The following is a 13,655-nucleotide window of genomic DNA, read 5'->3' as shown; positions in this document are numbered from 1 at the left end:
CTGCACCCTGCCGCGGAGAGGGCTGGGTGGGCGCACAGCCCAGCCTCTGCTCCGAGATCAGAATTCCATTGCACCGAAGTCTTCAAGACCGGTGGAGAGCTGAGGCTTCTCCCGGGGCCTGAAGTCGTCTTCGGTATCCTGCAGGTTAATCGTGTTGCCGCTGGCGTCGAGCGCTTCGACGTTGAGGCAGAGTGAGCGCATCTCCTGGATGAGGACGCGGAACGACTCGGGGATCCCCGGCTCGGGGATGTTGTCGCCCTTGACGATCGCCTCATACACCTTGACGCGGCCGACGGTGTCATCCGACTTGATGGTGAGCATCTCCTGGAGGGTGTGCGCGGCACCGTATGCCTCGAGCGCCCACACCTCCATCTCGCCCAGACGCTGGCCGCCGAACTGGGCCTTACCGCCGAGCGGCTGCTGGGTGACCATCGAGTACGGACCCGTCGAACGAGCGTGGATCTTGTCATCGACGAGGTGGTGCAGCTTGAGCATGTACATGTAGCCGACCGAGATCTCGTCGGGGAACGGCTCGCCGGAACGGCCGTCGAACAGCTTCGCCTTGCCCTCGCTGCCGACCATGCTCATGCCATCGCGGTTGGGCAGGGTCGAGCCGAGCAGGCCCTCGATCTCGTCCGGTTCGACGCCGTCGAAGACCGGGGTGGCAACCGTCCGTCCCGGGGCACCGGTGATGGCGCTCTCGGGCAGGCGCAGCGCCCACTCCTCGCCGTCCTCGCGGGCCTGGGTCGCATCCCAGCCATTCGCGGCGATCCACCCCAGGTGGAGCTCGAAGACCTGGCCGAGGTTCATACGGCCGGGGACGCCGAGCGGGTTGAGGATGATGTCGACCGGGGTGCCGTCCGGCAGGAACGGCATGTCCTCGACGGGCAGGATGCGGGAGATGACGCCCTTGTTGCCGTGACGGCCGGCCATCTTGTCGCCGATCGTGATCTTGCGTCGGGTCGCGACGTAGACGCGGACGGTCTGACGGACATCGGCCGCCAGCTCGTCATCGTTCTCGGCCGAGAACTCGCGGACGCCGATGACGATGCCGGACTCGCCGTGCGGGACGCGCAGCGACGTGTCGCGGACCTCCTTCGCCTTCTCTCCGAAGATGGCGCGCAGGAGGCGCTCCTCGCTCGTCAGCTCGGTCTCACCCTTCGGGGTGATCTTGCCGACGAGGATGTCACCGGCATTGACCTCGGCGCCGATGCGGATGATGCCGCGCTCGTCCAGGTTGCCGAGAACCTCTTCGGACACGTTCGGGATGTCGCGGGTGATCTCCTCGGGGCCGAGCTTCGTATCGCGAGCATCGACCTCGTGCTCCTCGATGTGGATCGAGGTGAGGACATCGTCGGTGACGACGCGCTGAGACAGGATGATCGCGTCCTCGAAGTTGAAGCCCTCCCAGGACATGAAGGCGACGAGCAGGTTGCGGCCGAGCGCGAGCTCGCCGCTCTCGGTGGCAGGACCATCGGCGAGGATCGTGCCGACCTCGACGCGGTCATCCTCGGAGACGACAACCTTCTGGTTGTAGCAGTTGCCCTGGTTCGAGCGCTCGAACTTCGTGATGCGGTAGGAACGGTAGTCGCCATCATCGGTGGCGATACGGACGAGGTCCGCAGACGCCTCGACGACGACACCGGCCACGTCGGACACGAGGACCTCACCGGCGTCGGCCGCGGCGCGGGCCTCCATGCCGGTGCCCACGAGCGGGGCCTCGGTGCGGAGGAGCGGGACGGCCTGACGCTGCATGTTCGCGCCCATGAGCGCGCGGTGAGCATCGTCGTGCTCGAGGAACGGGATCATGGCCGTGCCGACAGACACCATCTGGCGGGCCGAGACATCCATGTAGTCGATATCCTCGATCGCGAGGAGGGCGGGCTCGCCGCCGGCCTCACGACAGAGCGCCTCGTCGTCCATGAACGTGCCGTCGTCGTTGAGACGATCGGTCGCCTGCGCGATGCGGGCGCGATCCTCATCGTCGGCGGTCAGGTAGACGATCTCGTCGGTGACGACACCGCCGACAACCTTCCGGTACGGGGTCTCGAGGAACCCGAAGGAGTTGACACGGGCGAAGGTCGCGAGCGAGCCGATGAGGCCGATGTTCGGGCCTTCCGGGGTCTCGATCGGGCACATGCGGCCGTAGTGCGAGGAGTGGACGTCACGGACCTCCATGCCGGCGCGGTCACGGGCGAGACCGCCCGGGCCGAGCGCGGACAGGCGGCGCTTGTGGGTGAGACCCGACAGCGGGTTGTTCTGGTCCATGAACTGCGACAGCTGGGACGTTCCGAAGAACTCCTTGATCGCGGCCACAATCGGACGGATGTTGATGAGCGAGGACGGCGTGATCGCCGCGGCCTCCTGCGTCGTCATCCTCTCGCGGACCATGCGGTCGAGGCGGGACAGGCCGGTGCGGACCTGGTTCTGGATGAGCTCACCCACGGCGCGGATGCGACGGTTGCCGAAGTGGTCGATATCGTCGAATTCGATCGCGACCTCGTGAGGGCCGCCGCAGTTCGCCTCGGCGCGGTCGGCGTGGAGTGCGAGGATGTAGTGGATCGCTCCGACGATGTCCTCGAGCGTGAGCTGACGGCTCCGGTTCTCGACGTCCAGACCGAGCTTCTTATTGATCTTGTAGCGGCCGACCTTCGCGAGGTCGTAGCGCTTGTCCGACAGGTAGAGGTTGGTCAGCAGGTTCTCACCGGCGCGTGCGGTCGGGGGCTCACCCGGACGCAGCTTGCGGTAGACATCCGTGAGAGCCTCTTCCTTGGTCTGGACCGTGTCCTTCTCAAGGGTGTCGATGAGGATCGGGTAGTCCGCGAACTCCTCGCGGATCTCCTCGTCGGTCATTCCCCAGGCCTTGAGGAAGTGGGTGACGGACTGCTTGCGCTTGCGGTCGACGCGGACGCCGACGGCGTCGCGCTTGTCGATCTCGAACTCGAGCCAGGCTCCGCGGGAGGGGATGAACTTCGCCGTGTAGATGAGCTTGTCCGACGTCTTATCGCGCTCGTTCTCGAAGTAGACGCCGGGTGAACGGACGAGCTGCGAGACGACGACGCGCTCAGTGCCGTTGATGATGAAGGTACCGCCGGGGGTCATGAGCGGGAAGTCACCCAGGAAGGTGGTCTGAGACTTGATCTCACCCGTCTCCTTGAAGTGGAAATCCGCCTTGACGTAGAGCGGTGCGGAGTAGGTGAGGTCCTTCTCCTTGCACATATCGACCGTGTACTTCGGCGGCTCGAGCTTGGGCTCGTAGAAGGACAGAGTCATTGTGTTTGCCGAGTTGACGATCGGAGAGACTTCTTCGAAGACCTCTTCCAGACCGGACTTCTCGGACGGATCAGCATTCGCGCGCCATTCGTCGGAGCCGATCAGCCAGTTGAAGCTATCGGTCTGCAGACCGAGCAGATCAGGCGCCTGCATAGGCTCCTTGATCTTGGCGAAAGAAACGCGAGCCTTACGGCTACGCGAAGCGGATGCTGTCGAATTAGGCGAAGCAGCCAAGTGGGGATCCCTTCCCTGGAGATGGTAAGGCGTGTCTCACACGTGCAGGGCTGGATCGGCGTCGCTTTCGCTCTGAGCTCCCGAAGATATACGTCACCCCACACAAGTGAGCGCAAATAATAAATGTACACCGTCGATCCAGGACGGTCCAGCCCCTGCGCCTGTGCAAGGGGTCACGGGAAGGCAGGGTACCGGGCCCGCTCTCGTTATTCCATACCGCGTTTCTCGACCCGGTCCGTGTGGGTGGACCTGCCAAGCCGCTACCTGGAAGGTACACGTTATCCGCTGCTTTTTCCAGCGAACCACCCGTTGAGAGACGATGCGCCGAGCGGGCGCGCCCCGGCAGCCCCACCTGCTGGCGAGCGGGTCCGGCAGCGCGCCGCTCGGGGATCCACCGAGCAGGCCCTGGCGCTTCTGCGTCGGCGACGGTGGATGTGCGCGGTGTCCGGGGTGAGTGAACGATGTCCGGGACCGCACCTCACCCGCCCGGCCCGCCCAGGACTCGCGACGTTCGCAGTCTTAGGTCCCACAATGAAGTGCGCGTCACACCTACGATGGGGTCATTATGAGCACGCCAGTCACTGACGCCTCGGCCCGCACACGGCACAGGAAACGATCCTCCCTCTCCCGGACCCAGCTCACGGGACTGGTCGCCGGCCTCCTCGCATTCGCTTTTCCCCTCGTGGTCGACATCCCCGGACTCGACGAGCCCGGCGAGCGGATGCTCGCGATCTTCCTCCTCGCGATCCTCTTCTGGGTGACGGAGGCGATCCCGCTCGTCGCGACGGCGGTCCTCATCATCTTCCTCCAGGTCCTCATGGTGTCGAGCGGCGCCATCATCGACCCCGGCGGATCGGTCGAGGCCCTGCCTGCCGCCGACTATTTCGCCGCGCTGGCGAACCCCGTCATCATCCTCTTCCTCGGCGGATTCATGATCGCGGAGGGCGCCGAGAAGTACCGGCTCGACCGCAACATCGCCGCGGTCATGCTCAAGCCCTTCGCCGGGTCCATCAGGATCACCATCCTCGGCCTCATGATCATCACGGCCCTCCTGTCGATGTTCATGTCGAACACTGCGACGACGGCGACGATGTTCGCCGTCATCATGCCGATCATCGCCGGCCTCAAGGACCCGAAGTCGAAGGCGGGTCTCGCCCTGTCGATCCCGCTCGCCGCCAACGTCGGCGGGGTCGGCACGCCCGTCGGCACTCCCCCAAACGCGATCGCGCTCGGCGCCCTCGAGGAGCGCGGCATCCACGTGTCGTTCGTCGACTGGATGATCATAGCCGTCCCGCTCATGCTCGTCGTCCTCGTCGCCTCGTGGCTGCTCCTCAGCGCGCTCTTCCTGCCGAAGGAGGGGAAGATCGAGGTTGAGCTCGGCAAGAATTGGGACCGCTCGCGCAACGCACGGCTGTTTTACATCATCACGGCGCTGACGATCCTCCTGTGGATGACCGAGCCCCTCCATGGCGTCTCCTCAAACATCGTCGGCTTCTTCCCTGTCGTCGCCCTGCTCGCGCTGCGTGTCATGGAGGGCTCTGACATTAAGAGGCTCGACTGGCCGGTGCTCTGGCTCGTCTCCGGCGGCATCGCGCTCGGCACCGGCGTCGGAGCGACGGGCCTCGACGTGTGGATGGTCGAATCGATCCCGTGGGAGTCCTTCTCCCCCACCCTCCTCCTCTTCGTCTTCGGCATGATCGGCCTGGGCCTTGCCAACGTCATCTCCCACTCGGCGGCCGCCAACCTGCTCGTTCCCCTGGCCGTTTCTCTCGCTATCTCGCTCGAGAGCACGAACGTCATCGTCCTCGCCGTCGTCGTCGCGGTCGCGACATCGTTCGGCATGTCACTGCCGATCTCGACTCCGCCGAATGCGATCGCCTACTCGACCGGGGAGATCTCCGTCAAGAACATGGCGATCGTCGGCGTCATCGTCGGCCTGGGCGCAACCCTTCTCCTCATCTTCGCGATGCCGCCGCTGTGGGAGCTCATGGGGCTCGTATGACGCTCTGGGGGCTCATCATCGGGGAGAGCGAGGCTGCACATCGTGCGGCCTCGCGGCTCCAGTCCGACCAGCGCAGGTGCACGCCCGTCCACGTGCGCACAGCGACCGAGGCCTGGCAGTGGCTGGACCGCATGCCCGAAGGTGATCACCTCGTCTACGTGTGTGCGGCCTTCCCCTCCCCTGATGGCGATCCGGACACGGTCCTCCTCCCCATCGTCGATCGCTTCCCGACGGTCCGGATCATCATCCTCACGAGCGATCCTGTCCTCGACGGTGTCGCAGGGCTCGCCGACGGCGGCAAGCTCGACCTCATCGTCCACAGCGACAGCCTCAACTCTGACTTCTTCCTCCAGGACATGTCGGACCAGGTCCGCCGGTTCGCGGAGAGCAGCGGTCTCGGCTACCCCCGGGACGCCCCGACCAAAGAGACCTTCATCTTCTCCACCCCAATGTCGGACGATGAGGTGATGGCGCAGATCGTTGCCGGGATCGATGACTGCCTCGGGTATCAGCCCCGGGTGACGGTGCCGCCAGGCGTCCGCCTCACGATCGAGGGCACGGCGGTTGAGGAGGCGATGCTCAGCCTCAAGGGAGCAGTCGCACTCGAACGTGAATCCCACGCCGGCGATATTCTTATGCACCATGCGACGACTGGCCGCATCATCGGCCTGCTCTCCCTCACAGACCGGCGCGAGGCCTTTTTCACCTCGAGGACGACGACCGAGGTGACCGGTATCCGGCTGACGTTCGAGCAGCTCAACAGGGTCATCCGCACCCGGCCCGAGACGGCCCTCCTCATCGCCGTCCTCCTCATCCGCTCCCTCGACCGCAGGCTGCGCCGCGCCGAGGATATCCAGGTCGAGAAGATCGAGCTCATGGCCCAGCTCCGGCGCGAGCAGGAGGAGCTGCAGAAGACCTACGCCGACCTGCAGGCGGCGCGCGCGGAGCTCATGGGCCGGGCGCGCTTCGCCACGCTCGGCGAACTCGCCTCGGGCGTCGCCCACGAGCTCAACAACCCGATCGCGGCGATCATGCGCAGCGTCGATCATCTGGTCGAGGACATCTCGCTCGCCTTCGAGAACGGAGATGAGATGCGGGCGGCGAGCACCGCACTCCACGCGGCCCTCCATTCATCCCCGCTCTCGACCCACGAGGTTCGCGAGGAGCGGCGACTGCTGACGGACCTGACAGGCGACGCACTGCTGGCGCAACGGCTCAGCCTCGCGGGGGTGACGGCGGAGATGCTGGAGACCCTCCTGCCGAGGCGGATGCCGAGCGGTCGCCGTTCCCGCCTCATCGAGGAGGTCGAGCGTGCCTCGTCGATCGGCACCGGCCTGCGCAATCTTCGGTCCGCCTCGACGCGGATCAACTCACTCGTCGACTCTCTCCGGTCCTATGCCCGTCCCGACGGTGACCCGCTCGCCGACATCCGGGTCCGCGACACGATCGAGGACACGATCAGGCTCCTCTCCCACCGCCTCCACGGCATCGATGTCGAGCGGGAGTACGGCGACCTTCCGCCGATCGTCTGCCACCCCGCGCAGCTGTCCCAGGTGTGGACCAATCTCATCGTCAACGCGGCCGACGCCTTGGTCGGTGCCGAGAACCCCATTCTCACGGTCGAGACCAGCTCACCGCGGCCCGGCTGGGTGAGGGTGTCGATCGCGGACAACGGCCCCGGGATCGACCCCGGTACTCTTGAGCACATCTTCGAACCCCGCTTTACAACGAAGGCCGGCCGCGTCCAGTACGGCATGGGGCTCGGCCTGACGATCAGCAGGACAATCGTCGAACGACACGGCGGCACCATCCGCCTCGACTCCCACCCGGGCGGCACGGTCGCCACGGTCGATCTACCTCTGGAGGGACCATGACACTCGCACTTCTCATCCTCGACGATGAGCCGGAAGTCCGCGACGCACTCGAACGCGACCTCATCGACCTCACCGGTGTCCTCCGCATCGAGGTCGCCGAGAGCGTGGAGGATGCCTGGGGCGTCATCGATGACATCGACCGCGATGGCGACGAACTGGCGGTCGCCCTCTGCGACCACCGCATGCCGGGCACAACGGGCGTCGAGTTCCTCGTCGAGATGATGGGCGATGAGCGGACCCGGGCGGCCCGGAAAGTCCTCGTCACGGGGCAGGCCGATCTCGCCGACACGATCCGGGCCGTCAACGAAGCCGATCTCGATTACTACCTGGCGAAGCCGTGGACTGCCGAGGAGCTGACGTCGGTCGTCTCTGACTGCATGACCGACTACGTCGAGAACGAGGGAATCGATCCCCTTCCCTACATGAAGGCCCTCGACCGTGTGCGTGCCATGACGATCATCCGTGATCGCGGCGATCTGGCCTGATGGGGGAAAGGATCTCCTGTGCGGGCTCTGTCTCAGACGGTTGCGGTGCGATGGTGCAGAGGGCGCAGCCTGACCAAAAGATCATGAGGGTCGTCGGTTTCGCAGGCGCGCGCATCGATCACCGGAGGCTCCTGGCCACCGTGTCTGGCTGGCGGCGGAGGGAGCTCCTCTATGTGAGCGCCGCTGTGACGCCTGGCTGGGAGCCGGCTGAAGCCATTCCCTCGGTCTAGTCGTATCTCGACGACTACTTGAGCTCGATGATCCTGGCCAGTGGTATCTCTCCATCCGAGCTCGTGATCTCGATCGTCGCATCGGCCACACGATCCCACCCGTGCGGCAATATGTCCGATTCAGGCTCTTTCCGTTCGAAACCTTCGGCCTCAAAGTCGAATCCGGCAGGAAGAGGGACGTAAAGATCCACAGGTCCACACTTCGTGAGCAGGTCGTCAGCCTCCAGATCAATCTCCTCCACGGAATAGCAGACGTCTATGACGTCACTGCCGTCTTCATAGGACAGCACAGCGCCCTGGAGCGTAAACCGCTCCCCGACATCGTCCGCCGAAAACGTGAGCGGCCAATCTCGGTCAGTTAAGACCTCCGGGGAGTCGGCACATCCTGCCAGGACCGCCGAGCAGATGCCCAGTACGAGAATCCTGCGGGTACTGCTCATGAAACCTACCTTGGGTCGATTGGGTAGTGCCGGTCAGCGAGGCCCGACAGATGGCTCAATGATCGCCACCCTAATTTCGTTCCGAGGCGTCCGCGTCGAACTCCCGTGGCTTGCCGATCTTGGAGCGAGGGAGCTCTCGTCTTCTCAGATACCGGAAGAGAGCGATGCCCAGCGCGACAAGCGCGACAACGATCAGCACCGACAAGATCACTACAGCAGCCCCGGCAATAGCTCCAGCCTTCATGTTCTCTCCCACCCCTATTGGCTACCACCCGCGTATCGGCTTCATTGCCGGACGACGTGAGCCTTGAGTCGAATCCCCCGCATGCACGAGAAGCAATTCTTGGATAGTTTCGACCGCTTGAACCCAACAATAGAGAACTAGATGGAAGAAAGCACTACGTTGTGCCATTGAAACCTCCGAAAACAACATCTGATTCGAAAATGACCATCCCATCTCCGAAGGCCTTGAGGGCTTCGTTCTGGAGCAGTCATTGGACCACTCTCTCGTCGGACGAGGTGCCTGGTACACGTGCCGTCGTCGGTGCGCTGTCGTCCGTGGCTGGCCGCATTCCTTGAGAATTCATTCACGCAGCGATACAAGTGCCAGCCCTGCAGCTGGGCTGAGACTGACCTGCCAGATAACCAAAGAGGGGACGGACCCGGGAAACCCGGAGTCCATCCCCTCAATCAGCTCTTCAGAGCTGGGGAGTCACTTGAGCTCGACGGTGGCGCCGGCGGCCTCGAGGGCCTCCTTGGCCTTGTCGGCGGTCTCCTTGTCGACACCCTCAAGGACAGCCTTGGGAGCGGAATCGACGAGGTCCTTGGCTTCCTTCAGTCCGAGCGACGTGAGGGCGCGGACCTCCTTGATGACCTGGACCTTCTTGTCACCGATCGCGGCGAGGACGACGTCGAAGTCCGACTTCTCCTCCTCAGCGGCGGCCTCGCCACCGGCGGGGGCGCCAGCAGCTGCAACAGCGGCAACCGGAGCGGCTGCGGTGACTTCGAATTCCTCTTCGAACTTCTTGACGAAGTCGTTGAGCTCGACGAGGGTGAGCTCCTTGAAAGCTTCGATGAGCTCTTCGGGGGTGAGCTTAGCCATGGTTGGCATCCTTCCTTACTGCTACGCGAGCAGAATTTACTAGTGCCGCCCTCAGGCAGCGTTTTCCTGCTTCTCGCGCAGGGCATCGACGGTGCGCACGGTCTTGGTGACCGGCGCCTGGAGAACGTAAGCAGCCTTGAACAGGGATGCCTTGAGGGCACCCGCCGCCTTGGCGAGCAGAACTTCGCGCGACTCGAGATCAGCAAGCTTCGCGACGTCATCGGCGGGGATGATAGCCCCTTCGAGGACACCGGACTTGATGACCAGCTTGTCATTACCCTTGGCGAAGTCGCGGAGCGACTTTGCCACGGTGGCAACGTCGCCCTTGACGAAAGCGATAGCGGTGGGGCCGACGAGTTCATCGTCAAGACCCTCCACGCCGGCTTCCTTCGCGGCAATCTTCGCAAGAGTGTTCTTCGCAACCTTGTACTCAGCGTTGTCACCCATTGCGCGGCGAAGATCCTTCAGCTGCTCAACGGTGAGACCGCGGTACTCGGTCAGAAGAGCGCCGCTCGACTCGCGGAACAGGTCCACAAGTTCAGCGATTGCTTCGCTCTTATTCGGCCTTGCCATAGGGCCTCCTTCCACTTTTTGCCGCCTGGCCAGAAATAAAACAAAAACCCCGTGCAGGTGGCACGGGGCATGAAAGCTCTATACTCACCTGCGCTGGCTTCTTATCGAATTTCACCCCGTCTGGCTCACGGGTGACCGGCGGTCTTCGGCATCCCCCAGACTACGAGATGGCAGACGTACTGCCAAGCAGTGGGTGAGAAATGTGCGGGACAACTCACCAACCGGAATCTGGGCTCCGGAGGCTACCAGGCGCAATGCGACGCCCCATCGCCGACCTCCTCACCCGCTCGGGTTCGCGCCCCTCTCGAACTGAATGCATTCGACCTCTGGACAGGATATGCCTCACCTACTACTATGCGTAACGAGGTACTAGGTGAAGGAGGGGACTGATGGCCAAGAAGGTTTCTCAGCTCCGACGAGGCGTCCTCGAGCTTGCGATCCTCGCACTGCTCGGACGCGGAGAGAAATACGGCGGCGAGGTGGTTGATGATCTGGCGCGCCGCGACGGTCTCGAGGCAGGTCCGGGAACGGTCTATCCGCTCCTCACCAGGCTCGGCACGGCCGGCTACGTCGAGACGTTCTGGGAGGAGTCTCCCAGCGGGCCTCCCCGAAAGTATTACCGGCTGACACACGCCGGCTCAGCACAGCTCTCGGACCAGCGCGACACGTGGCGAAGCCTCGTGTCGTCAATGGACGAATTGATGGAGGCATCAGCATGACATCCGACGACTTCTACGGCGCGGTGCGCAGCCACCTGCGCGGCCGAAGCCCGCAGGCACTCGCCGACCTGCGCGACCTTCTCGACAGCGGCGTTCATCCCGATGACCTTGGGGATCCCGCCGAGTACGCGGCAATGGTCTCCGACAGCGATTCTGCCCAGCCCGTCTCGTACGGGCGCGTGTGGGACCCCGCGGACCCGAGCATCTTTGTCCGGCGGGTCATCGGCCTGGGGTGGGACGTCAATCTCGCCGCCATCGCCGTCAGGCTCGGCTGGATGAGACCGGACGATCTCGATGCCGACGTCCTCAGCTCGGCTCCCGCCGAGGCCATGCGGGTCACGAAGGCGCTCCCCCTCGCGGGTGCGGCGCTGGCAGTTGCCGCGAGCGCCGCCGCTGCTGCATGCTCCGACGGCCGCCTGCCGAGCGGCTGGGACCTCGCGTTCCGCCCCAACCGCTTCTCGGGGCGCTTCGGCGCGCTTGCGCCGGGCGTCGCATTCTCAGCCGGAGCGGCCCTCTGGGCGGCACGCGCGACTGAACGCGGCGACCAGCTCGCCCGGGGAGTCTACGCCTCGTCGCTCGCATTCCTCGGCGCCGGAGTCTCCATCCTCGCCCTGCGATCGACGCGCCTCAGCGACCGGCCTCAGCCGATCGCGGGTGTCACAGCCCTCTTCATCGGCCCCGCGGCGGCGGGTCTGGCCGCGGGCCTCATTCCCGTTCGCGCGGGTTTGAGGGCTGCCTGGAAGGAGGCGGGCCTACGTGGCTGAGCTCTCTGAACTGCCCGCCCCCGCCCTCATTGCGCTCGGCATCCTCGCCACGGTGTCGCTCAGCCTCATGATCGCGGGCCTCATCGCCGTCTCTCGCACGGAGGCTGAGCCCCTGCCGGGCGGACTCCCCCGCGTCGTGTGGTTCCTGCTCTGCCTCGTCCAGTTCGTCGGCCCGCTCACCTTCTTCATCCTCCGCCGACGAGAGCGGAGGATGGCAGAGGGCTCACCCCGGCCGCAGACCTCAACGTCCGGCGATGACGGCATCATCGACACCCTCTATGGTTGAGCGCGCGCTGGCCGTGGCCGGGCTGACGAAGCTCTACGGCGAGAAGAGGGCGCTCGACGATCTGACCGTGGCACTGGATGATGGGGTGGCCTGCGCCCTGGTCGGTCCCAACGGGGCGGGCAAGACCACCCTCATCAGCATCCTCCTCGGCCTCATCGGGGCTGATGCGGGGACTGCCGATATCTATGGTGACCCGGCGGGCAGCATCGCCGCCCGCCGCCACATCGGCTACCTGCCCGACGTGCCGTCGTTCCCCGGGTGGATGAGGGCCGATGAGGTGCTCGAGCTCGCGCTGCGGCTCTCACGGATCGACAGCACATCCGTCGTTGGCCCTCTCCTCCGGGCCGTGGGACTCGAGGGCAATAGGCGGCCGGTCCGCATGTTCTCCCGGGGCATGAAGCAGCGACTCGGACTCGCGCAGGCCCTTGTCGGCTCGCCCCGACTCCTCATCCTCGACGAGCCGACCTCGGCCCTCGATCCGGCGGGGCAGCGGCTCTTCCATGACCTTGTCCGCTCTCTGCGCGGCCGAGCAACCGTGCTCTACTCGACCCATTCGCTGGACGAGGCTGAGCGGGTCTGCGATTCCGCGATCATCATCAACGAGGGCCGCCTCGTCCGCCAGTCATCGATGGATGACCTCATCCGAGAGGGCCAGGGGCTCTCGCTCGACGTCTCGGGTCCCGTCGACCGGCTCGTCGACGACCTGCGAGCCGCCGCCTGGATTCGCAGCATCGACCGCGCGGGGAATGGACCCCGCGAGACTCTCACCATGAGAGTGACCGACCTCGAGACCGCCCAGCGTGAGCTCCCGGGGATCATCGCGGCAACCGGGGCAGCCCTCCACTCGCTCAACCCCCGCGGCCTCGCCGACATCTTCCTCGACCTGACAGGGGGCGCTCGATAATGCTCTGGATTCTCATCCGCCACGAACTGCGCGGCATGCTCCGCACCTGGCGCGCCCCGGTCATCGCAGGTGTCGTCCTCTTCCTCGCCCTCATCGGCCCCGTCACGACGAAGCTCATGCCCCAGATCATCTCTCTCGCGGGCGGCGGCCTCGAGATCCTCGGAGGCGATCCGACGTGGGTGGATGCCAACGCCCAGTGGGCGAGCGACCTCTCCCAGGTCATCCCCCTGCTCACCGTCATGGTGGCAGCCCACTCGATCGCCCAGCCGCTGTCGAGCGGCAGCGCCGCTCTGCTCCTCGCCCGCCCGGTGCCGAGAAGCGCCCTGCTTCTCGCCCCGGCGGTCGCGAACGCGATCGTCACCGGGGCGGCGGTCATGATCGGCGTCCTCGGGAACACCGTCATGACAATGATCCTGTTCGGAGAGGGACAGACTGTCCAGCCGATCGCCATGGCACTGCGCTGGCTCGTCCTCATGGCGGTTCTCATCGCCGCTGCCGCCCTGGGTGCGGCGCTGCGGGGATCGATGGCTGGGGCCGCGGGCGTTGGGCTCGGCGTCTATTTCACCCTCGCACTGCTCTCCGCAGTCCCCGGGGTTCGGGACTACTCGCCAGCCGGTCTCTTCTCGCTCGAGGGCGGCGAGACCTGGGTCTGGGCGGGTCTGACCGCGACGCCTCTCATCGCTCTCATAGGCCTGGCGGCTGTCCGCGCCTTCGAGCGGCTCCCGCTCGCGAGCAGCCCCCACAGCTGACGTCTCGCGTGCCTGTCGCG

Annotated in this window: 13 protein-coding genes; 8 read left to right on the top strand and 5 right to left on the bottom strand. The window is 65.2% G+C overall.

Annotated elements, in window-relative coordinates:
* Positions 1-57: 57 nt before the first annotated feature.
* The gene (gene rpoB, locus EJO69_RS11885; protein ID WP_126042096.1) at positions 58-3,507 is read right to left on the bottom strand and encodes a DNA-directed RNA polymerase subunit beta; all 3,450 of its coding nucleotides are present in this window, start codon (positions 3,505-3,507) and stop codon (positions 58-60) included.
* Between the two features lie 565 nt (positions 3,508-4,072).
* Between rpoB and EJO69_RS11880 the strand changes: the two genes are divergently transcribed.
* From EJO69_RS11880 to EJO69_RS11870, 3 genes are read left to right on the top strand one after another with little or no spacing between them, the layout of a single operon-like run.
* Positions 4,073-5,509 carry an SLC13 family permease gene (locus EJO69_RS11880; protein WP_126042095.1) on the top strand — a complete coding sequence of 479 codons (1,437 nt, stop codon included), beginning with the start codon at positions 4,073-4,075 and terminating at the stop codon, positions 5,507-5,509.
* The gene (locus tag EJO69_RS11875) at positions 5,506-7,383 is read left to right on the top strand and encodes an ATP-binding protein (protein ID WP_126042093.1); all 1,878 of its coding nucleotides are present in this window, start codon (positions 5,506-5,508) and stop codon (positions 7,381-7,383) included. Before EJO69_RS11880 ends, EJO69_RS11875 begins: the two co-directional genes overlap by 4 nt.
* Positions 7,380-7,868 (top strand): response regulator, encoded by a 489-nt coding sequence (locus EJO69_RS11870; protein ID WP_126042091.1) that lies wholly within the window; start codon positions 7,380-7,382, stop codon positions 7,866-7,868. The genes EJO69_RS11875 and EJO69_RS11870 overlap by 4 nt, the downstream gene beginning before the upstream one ends.
* A gap of 244 nt (positions 7,869-8,112) precedes the next feature.
* Here EJO69_RS11870 and EJO69_RS11865 read toward each other — a convergent pair whose 3' ends face one another.
* The 4 genes from EJO69_RS11865 to rplJ form a co-directional block, all read right to left on the bottom strand.
* The gene (locus tag EJO69_RS11865) at positions 8,113-8,538 is read right to left on the bottom strand and encodes a hypothetical protein (RefSeq protein WP_126042089.1); all 426 of its coding nucleotides are present in this window, start codon (positions 8,536-8,538) and stop codon (positions 8,113-8,115) included.
* Positions 8,539-8,608: 70 nt separating this feature from the next.
* The gene (locus tag EJO69_RS12400; RefSeq protein ID WP_164519964.1) at positions 8,609-8,782 is read right to left on the bottom strand and encodes a hypothetical protein; all 174 of its coding nucleotides are present in this window, start codon (positions 8,780-8,782) and stop codon (positions 8,609-8,611) included.
* A gap of 468 nt (positions 8,783-9,250) precedes the next feature.
* Positions 9,251-9,640, bottom strand: a complete 390-nt coding sequence (gene rplL / locus EJO69_RS11860) for a 50S ribosomal protein L7/L12 (RefSeq protein ID WP_126042087.1) — start codon at positions 9,638-9,640, stop codon at positions 9,251-9,253.
* Between the two features lie 51 nt (positions 9,641-9,691).
* Positions 9,692-10,213, bottom strand: coding sequence for a 50S ribosomal protein L10 (rplJ, locus tag EJO69_RS11855; protein WP_126042085.1), 522 nt, complete (start codon positions 10,211-10,213; stop codon positions 9,692-9,694).
* A 389-nt stretch (positions 10,214-10,602) separates the two neighbouring features.
* Between rplJ and EJO69_RS11850 the strand changes: the two genes are divergently transcribed.
* Genes EJO69_RS11850 through EJO69_RS11830 form a run of 5 tightly spaced genes read left to right on the top strand, consistent with a single transcriptional unit; the run spans position 10,603 to position 13,635 of the window.
* Positions 10,603-10,932 carry a PadR family transcriptional regulator gene (locus EJO69_RS11850; protein ID WP_126042083.1) on the top strand — a complete coding sequence of 110 codons (330 nt, stop codon included), beginning with the start codon at positions 10,603-10,605 and terminating at the stop codon, positions 10,930-10,932.
* Positions 10,929-11,696, top strand: coding sequence for a DUF5808 domain-containing protein (locus EJO69_RS11845; RefSeq protein ID WP_126042081.1), 768 nt, complete (start codon positions 10,929-10,931; stop codon positions 11,694-11,696). The genes EJO69_RS11850 and EJO69_RS11845 overlap by 4 nt, the downstream gene beginning before the upstream one ends.
* Positions 11,689-11,982, top strand: a complete 294-nt coding sequence (locus EJO69_RS11840; protein WP_126042079.1) for a hypothetical protein — start codon at positions 11,689-11,691, stop codon at positions 11,980-11,982. The genes EJO69_RS11845 and EJO69_RS11840 overlap by 8 nt, the downstream gene beginning before the upstream one ends.
* The gene (locus EJO69_RS11835) at positions 11,975-12,886 is read left to right on the top strand and encodes an ABC transporter ATP-binding protein (RefSeq protein ID WP_164519963.1); all 912 of its coding nucleotides are present in this window, start codon (positions 11,975-11,977) and stop codon (positions 12,884-12,886) included. The genes EJO69_RS11840 and EJO69_RS11835 overlap by 8 nt, the downstream gene beginning before the upstream one ends.
* Positions 12,886-13,635, top strand: coding sequence for an ABC transporter permease (locus EJO69_RS11830; protein WP_126042075.1), 750 nt, complete (start codon positions 12,886-12,888; stop codon positions 13,633-13,635). The genes EJO69_RS11835 and EJO69_RS11830 overlap by 1 nt, the downstream gene beginning before the upstream one ends.
* Positions 13,636-13,655 lie beyond the last annotated feature (20 nt).

The sequence above is a fragment of the Flaviflexus salsibiostraticola genome, from assembly GCF_003952265.1.
Lineage (GTDB): Bacteria > Actinomycetota > Actinomycetes > Actinomycetales > Actinomycetaceae > Flaviflexus > Flaviflexus salsibiostraticola.
The sequence above is the reverse complement of the archived record's forward strand: the minus strand, read 5'-3'. Positions and strand labels throughout refer to the sequence as shown.

Coding starts and splice junctions, on each gene's coding strand:
- EJO69_RS12400 (WP_164519964.1), bottom strand. CDS start 8,782: ATGAAGGCTGGAGCTATTGCCGGGGCTGCTGTAGTGATCTTGTCGGTG.
- EJO69_RS11830 (WP_126042075.1), top strand. CDS start 12,886: ATGCTCTGGATTCTCATCCGCCACGAACTGCGCGGCATGCTCCGCACC.
- EJO69_RS11880 (WP_126042095.1), top strand. CDS start 4,073: ATGAGCACGCCAGTCACTGACGCCTCGGCCCGCACACGGCACAGGAAA.
- EJO69_RS11870 (WP_126042091.1), top strand. CDS start 7,380: ATGACACTCGCACTTCTCATCCTCGACGATGAGCCGGAAGTCCGCGAC.
- rplJ (WP_126042085.1), bottom strand. CDS start 10,213: ATGGCAAGGCCGAATAAGAGCGAAGCAATCGCTGAACTTGTGGACCTG.
- EJO69_RS11845 (WP_126042081.1), top strand. CDS start 10,929: ATGACATCCGACGACTTCTACGGCGCGGTGCGCAGCCACCTGCGCGGC.
- EJO69_RS11850 (WP_126042083.1), top strand. CDS start 10,603: ATGGCCAAGAAGGTTTCTCAGCTCCGACGAGGCGTCCTCGAGCTTGCG.
- EJO69_RS11865 (WP_126042089.1), bottom strand. CDS start 8,538: ATGAGCAGTACCCGCAGGATTCTCGTACTGGGCATCTGCTCGGCGGTC.
- EJO69_RS11835 (WP_164519963.1), top strand. CDS start 11,975: ATGGTTGAGCGCGCGCTGGCCGTGGCCGGGCTGACGAAGCTCTACGGC.
- rplL (WP_126042087.1), bottom strand. CDS start 9,640: ATGGCTAAGCTCACCCCCGAAGAGCTCATCGAAGCTTTCAAGGAGCTC.
- EJO69_RS11875 (WP_126042093.1), top strand. CDS start 5,506: ATGACGCTCTGGGGGCTCATCATCGGGGAGAGCGAGGCTGCACATCGT.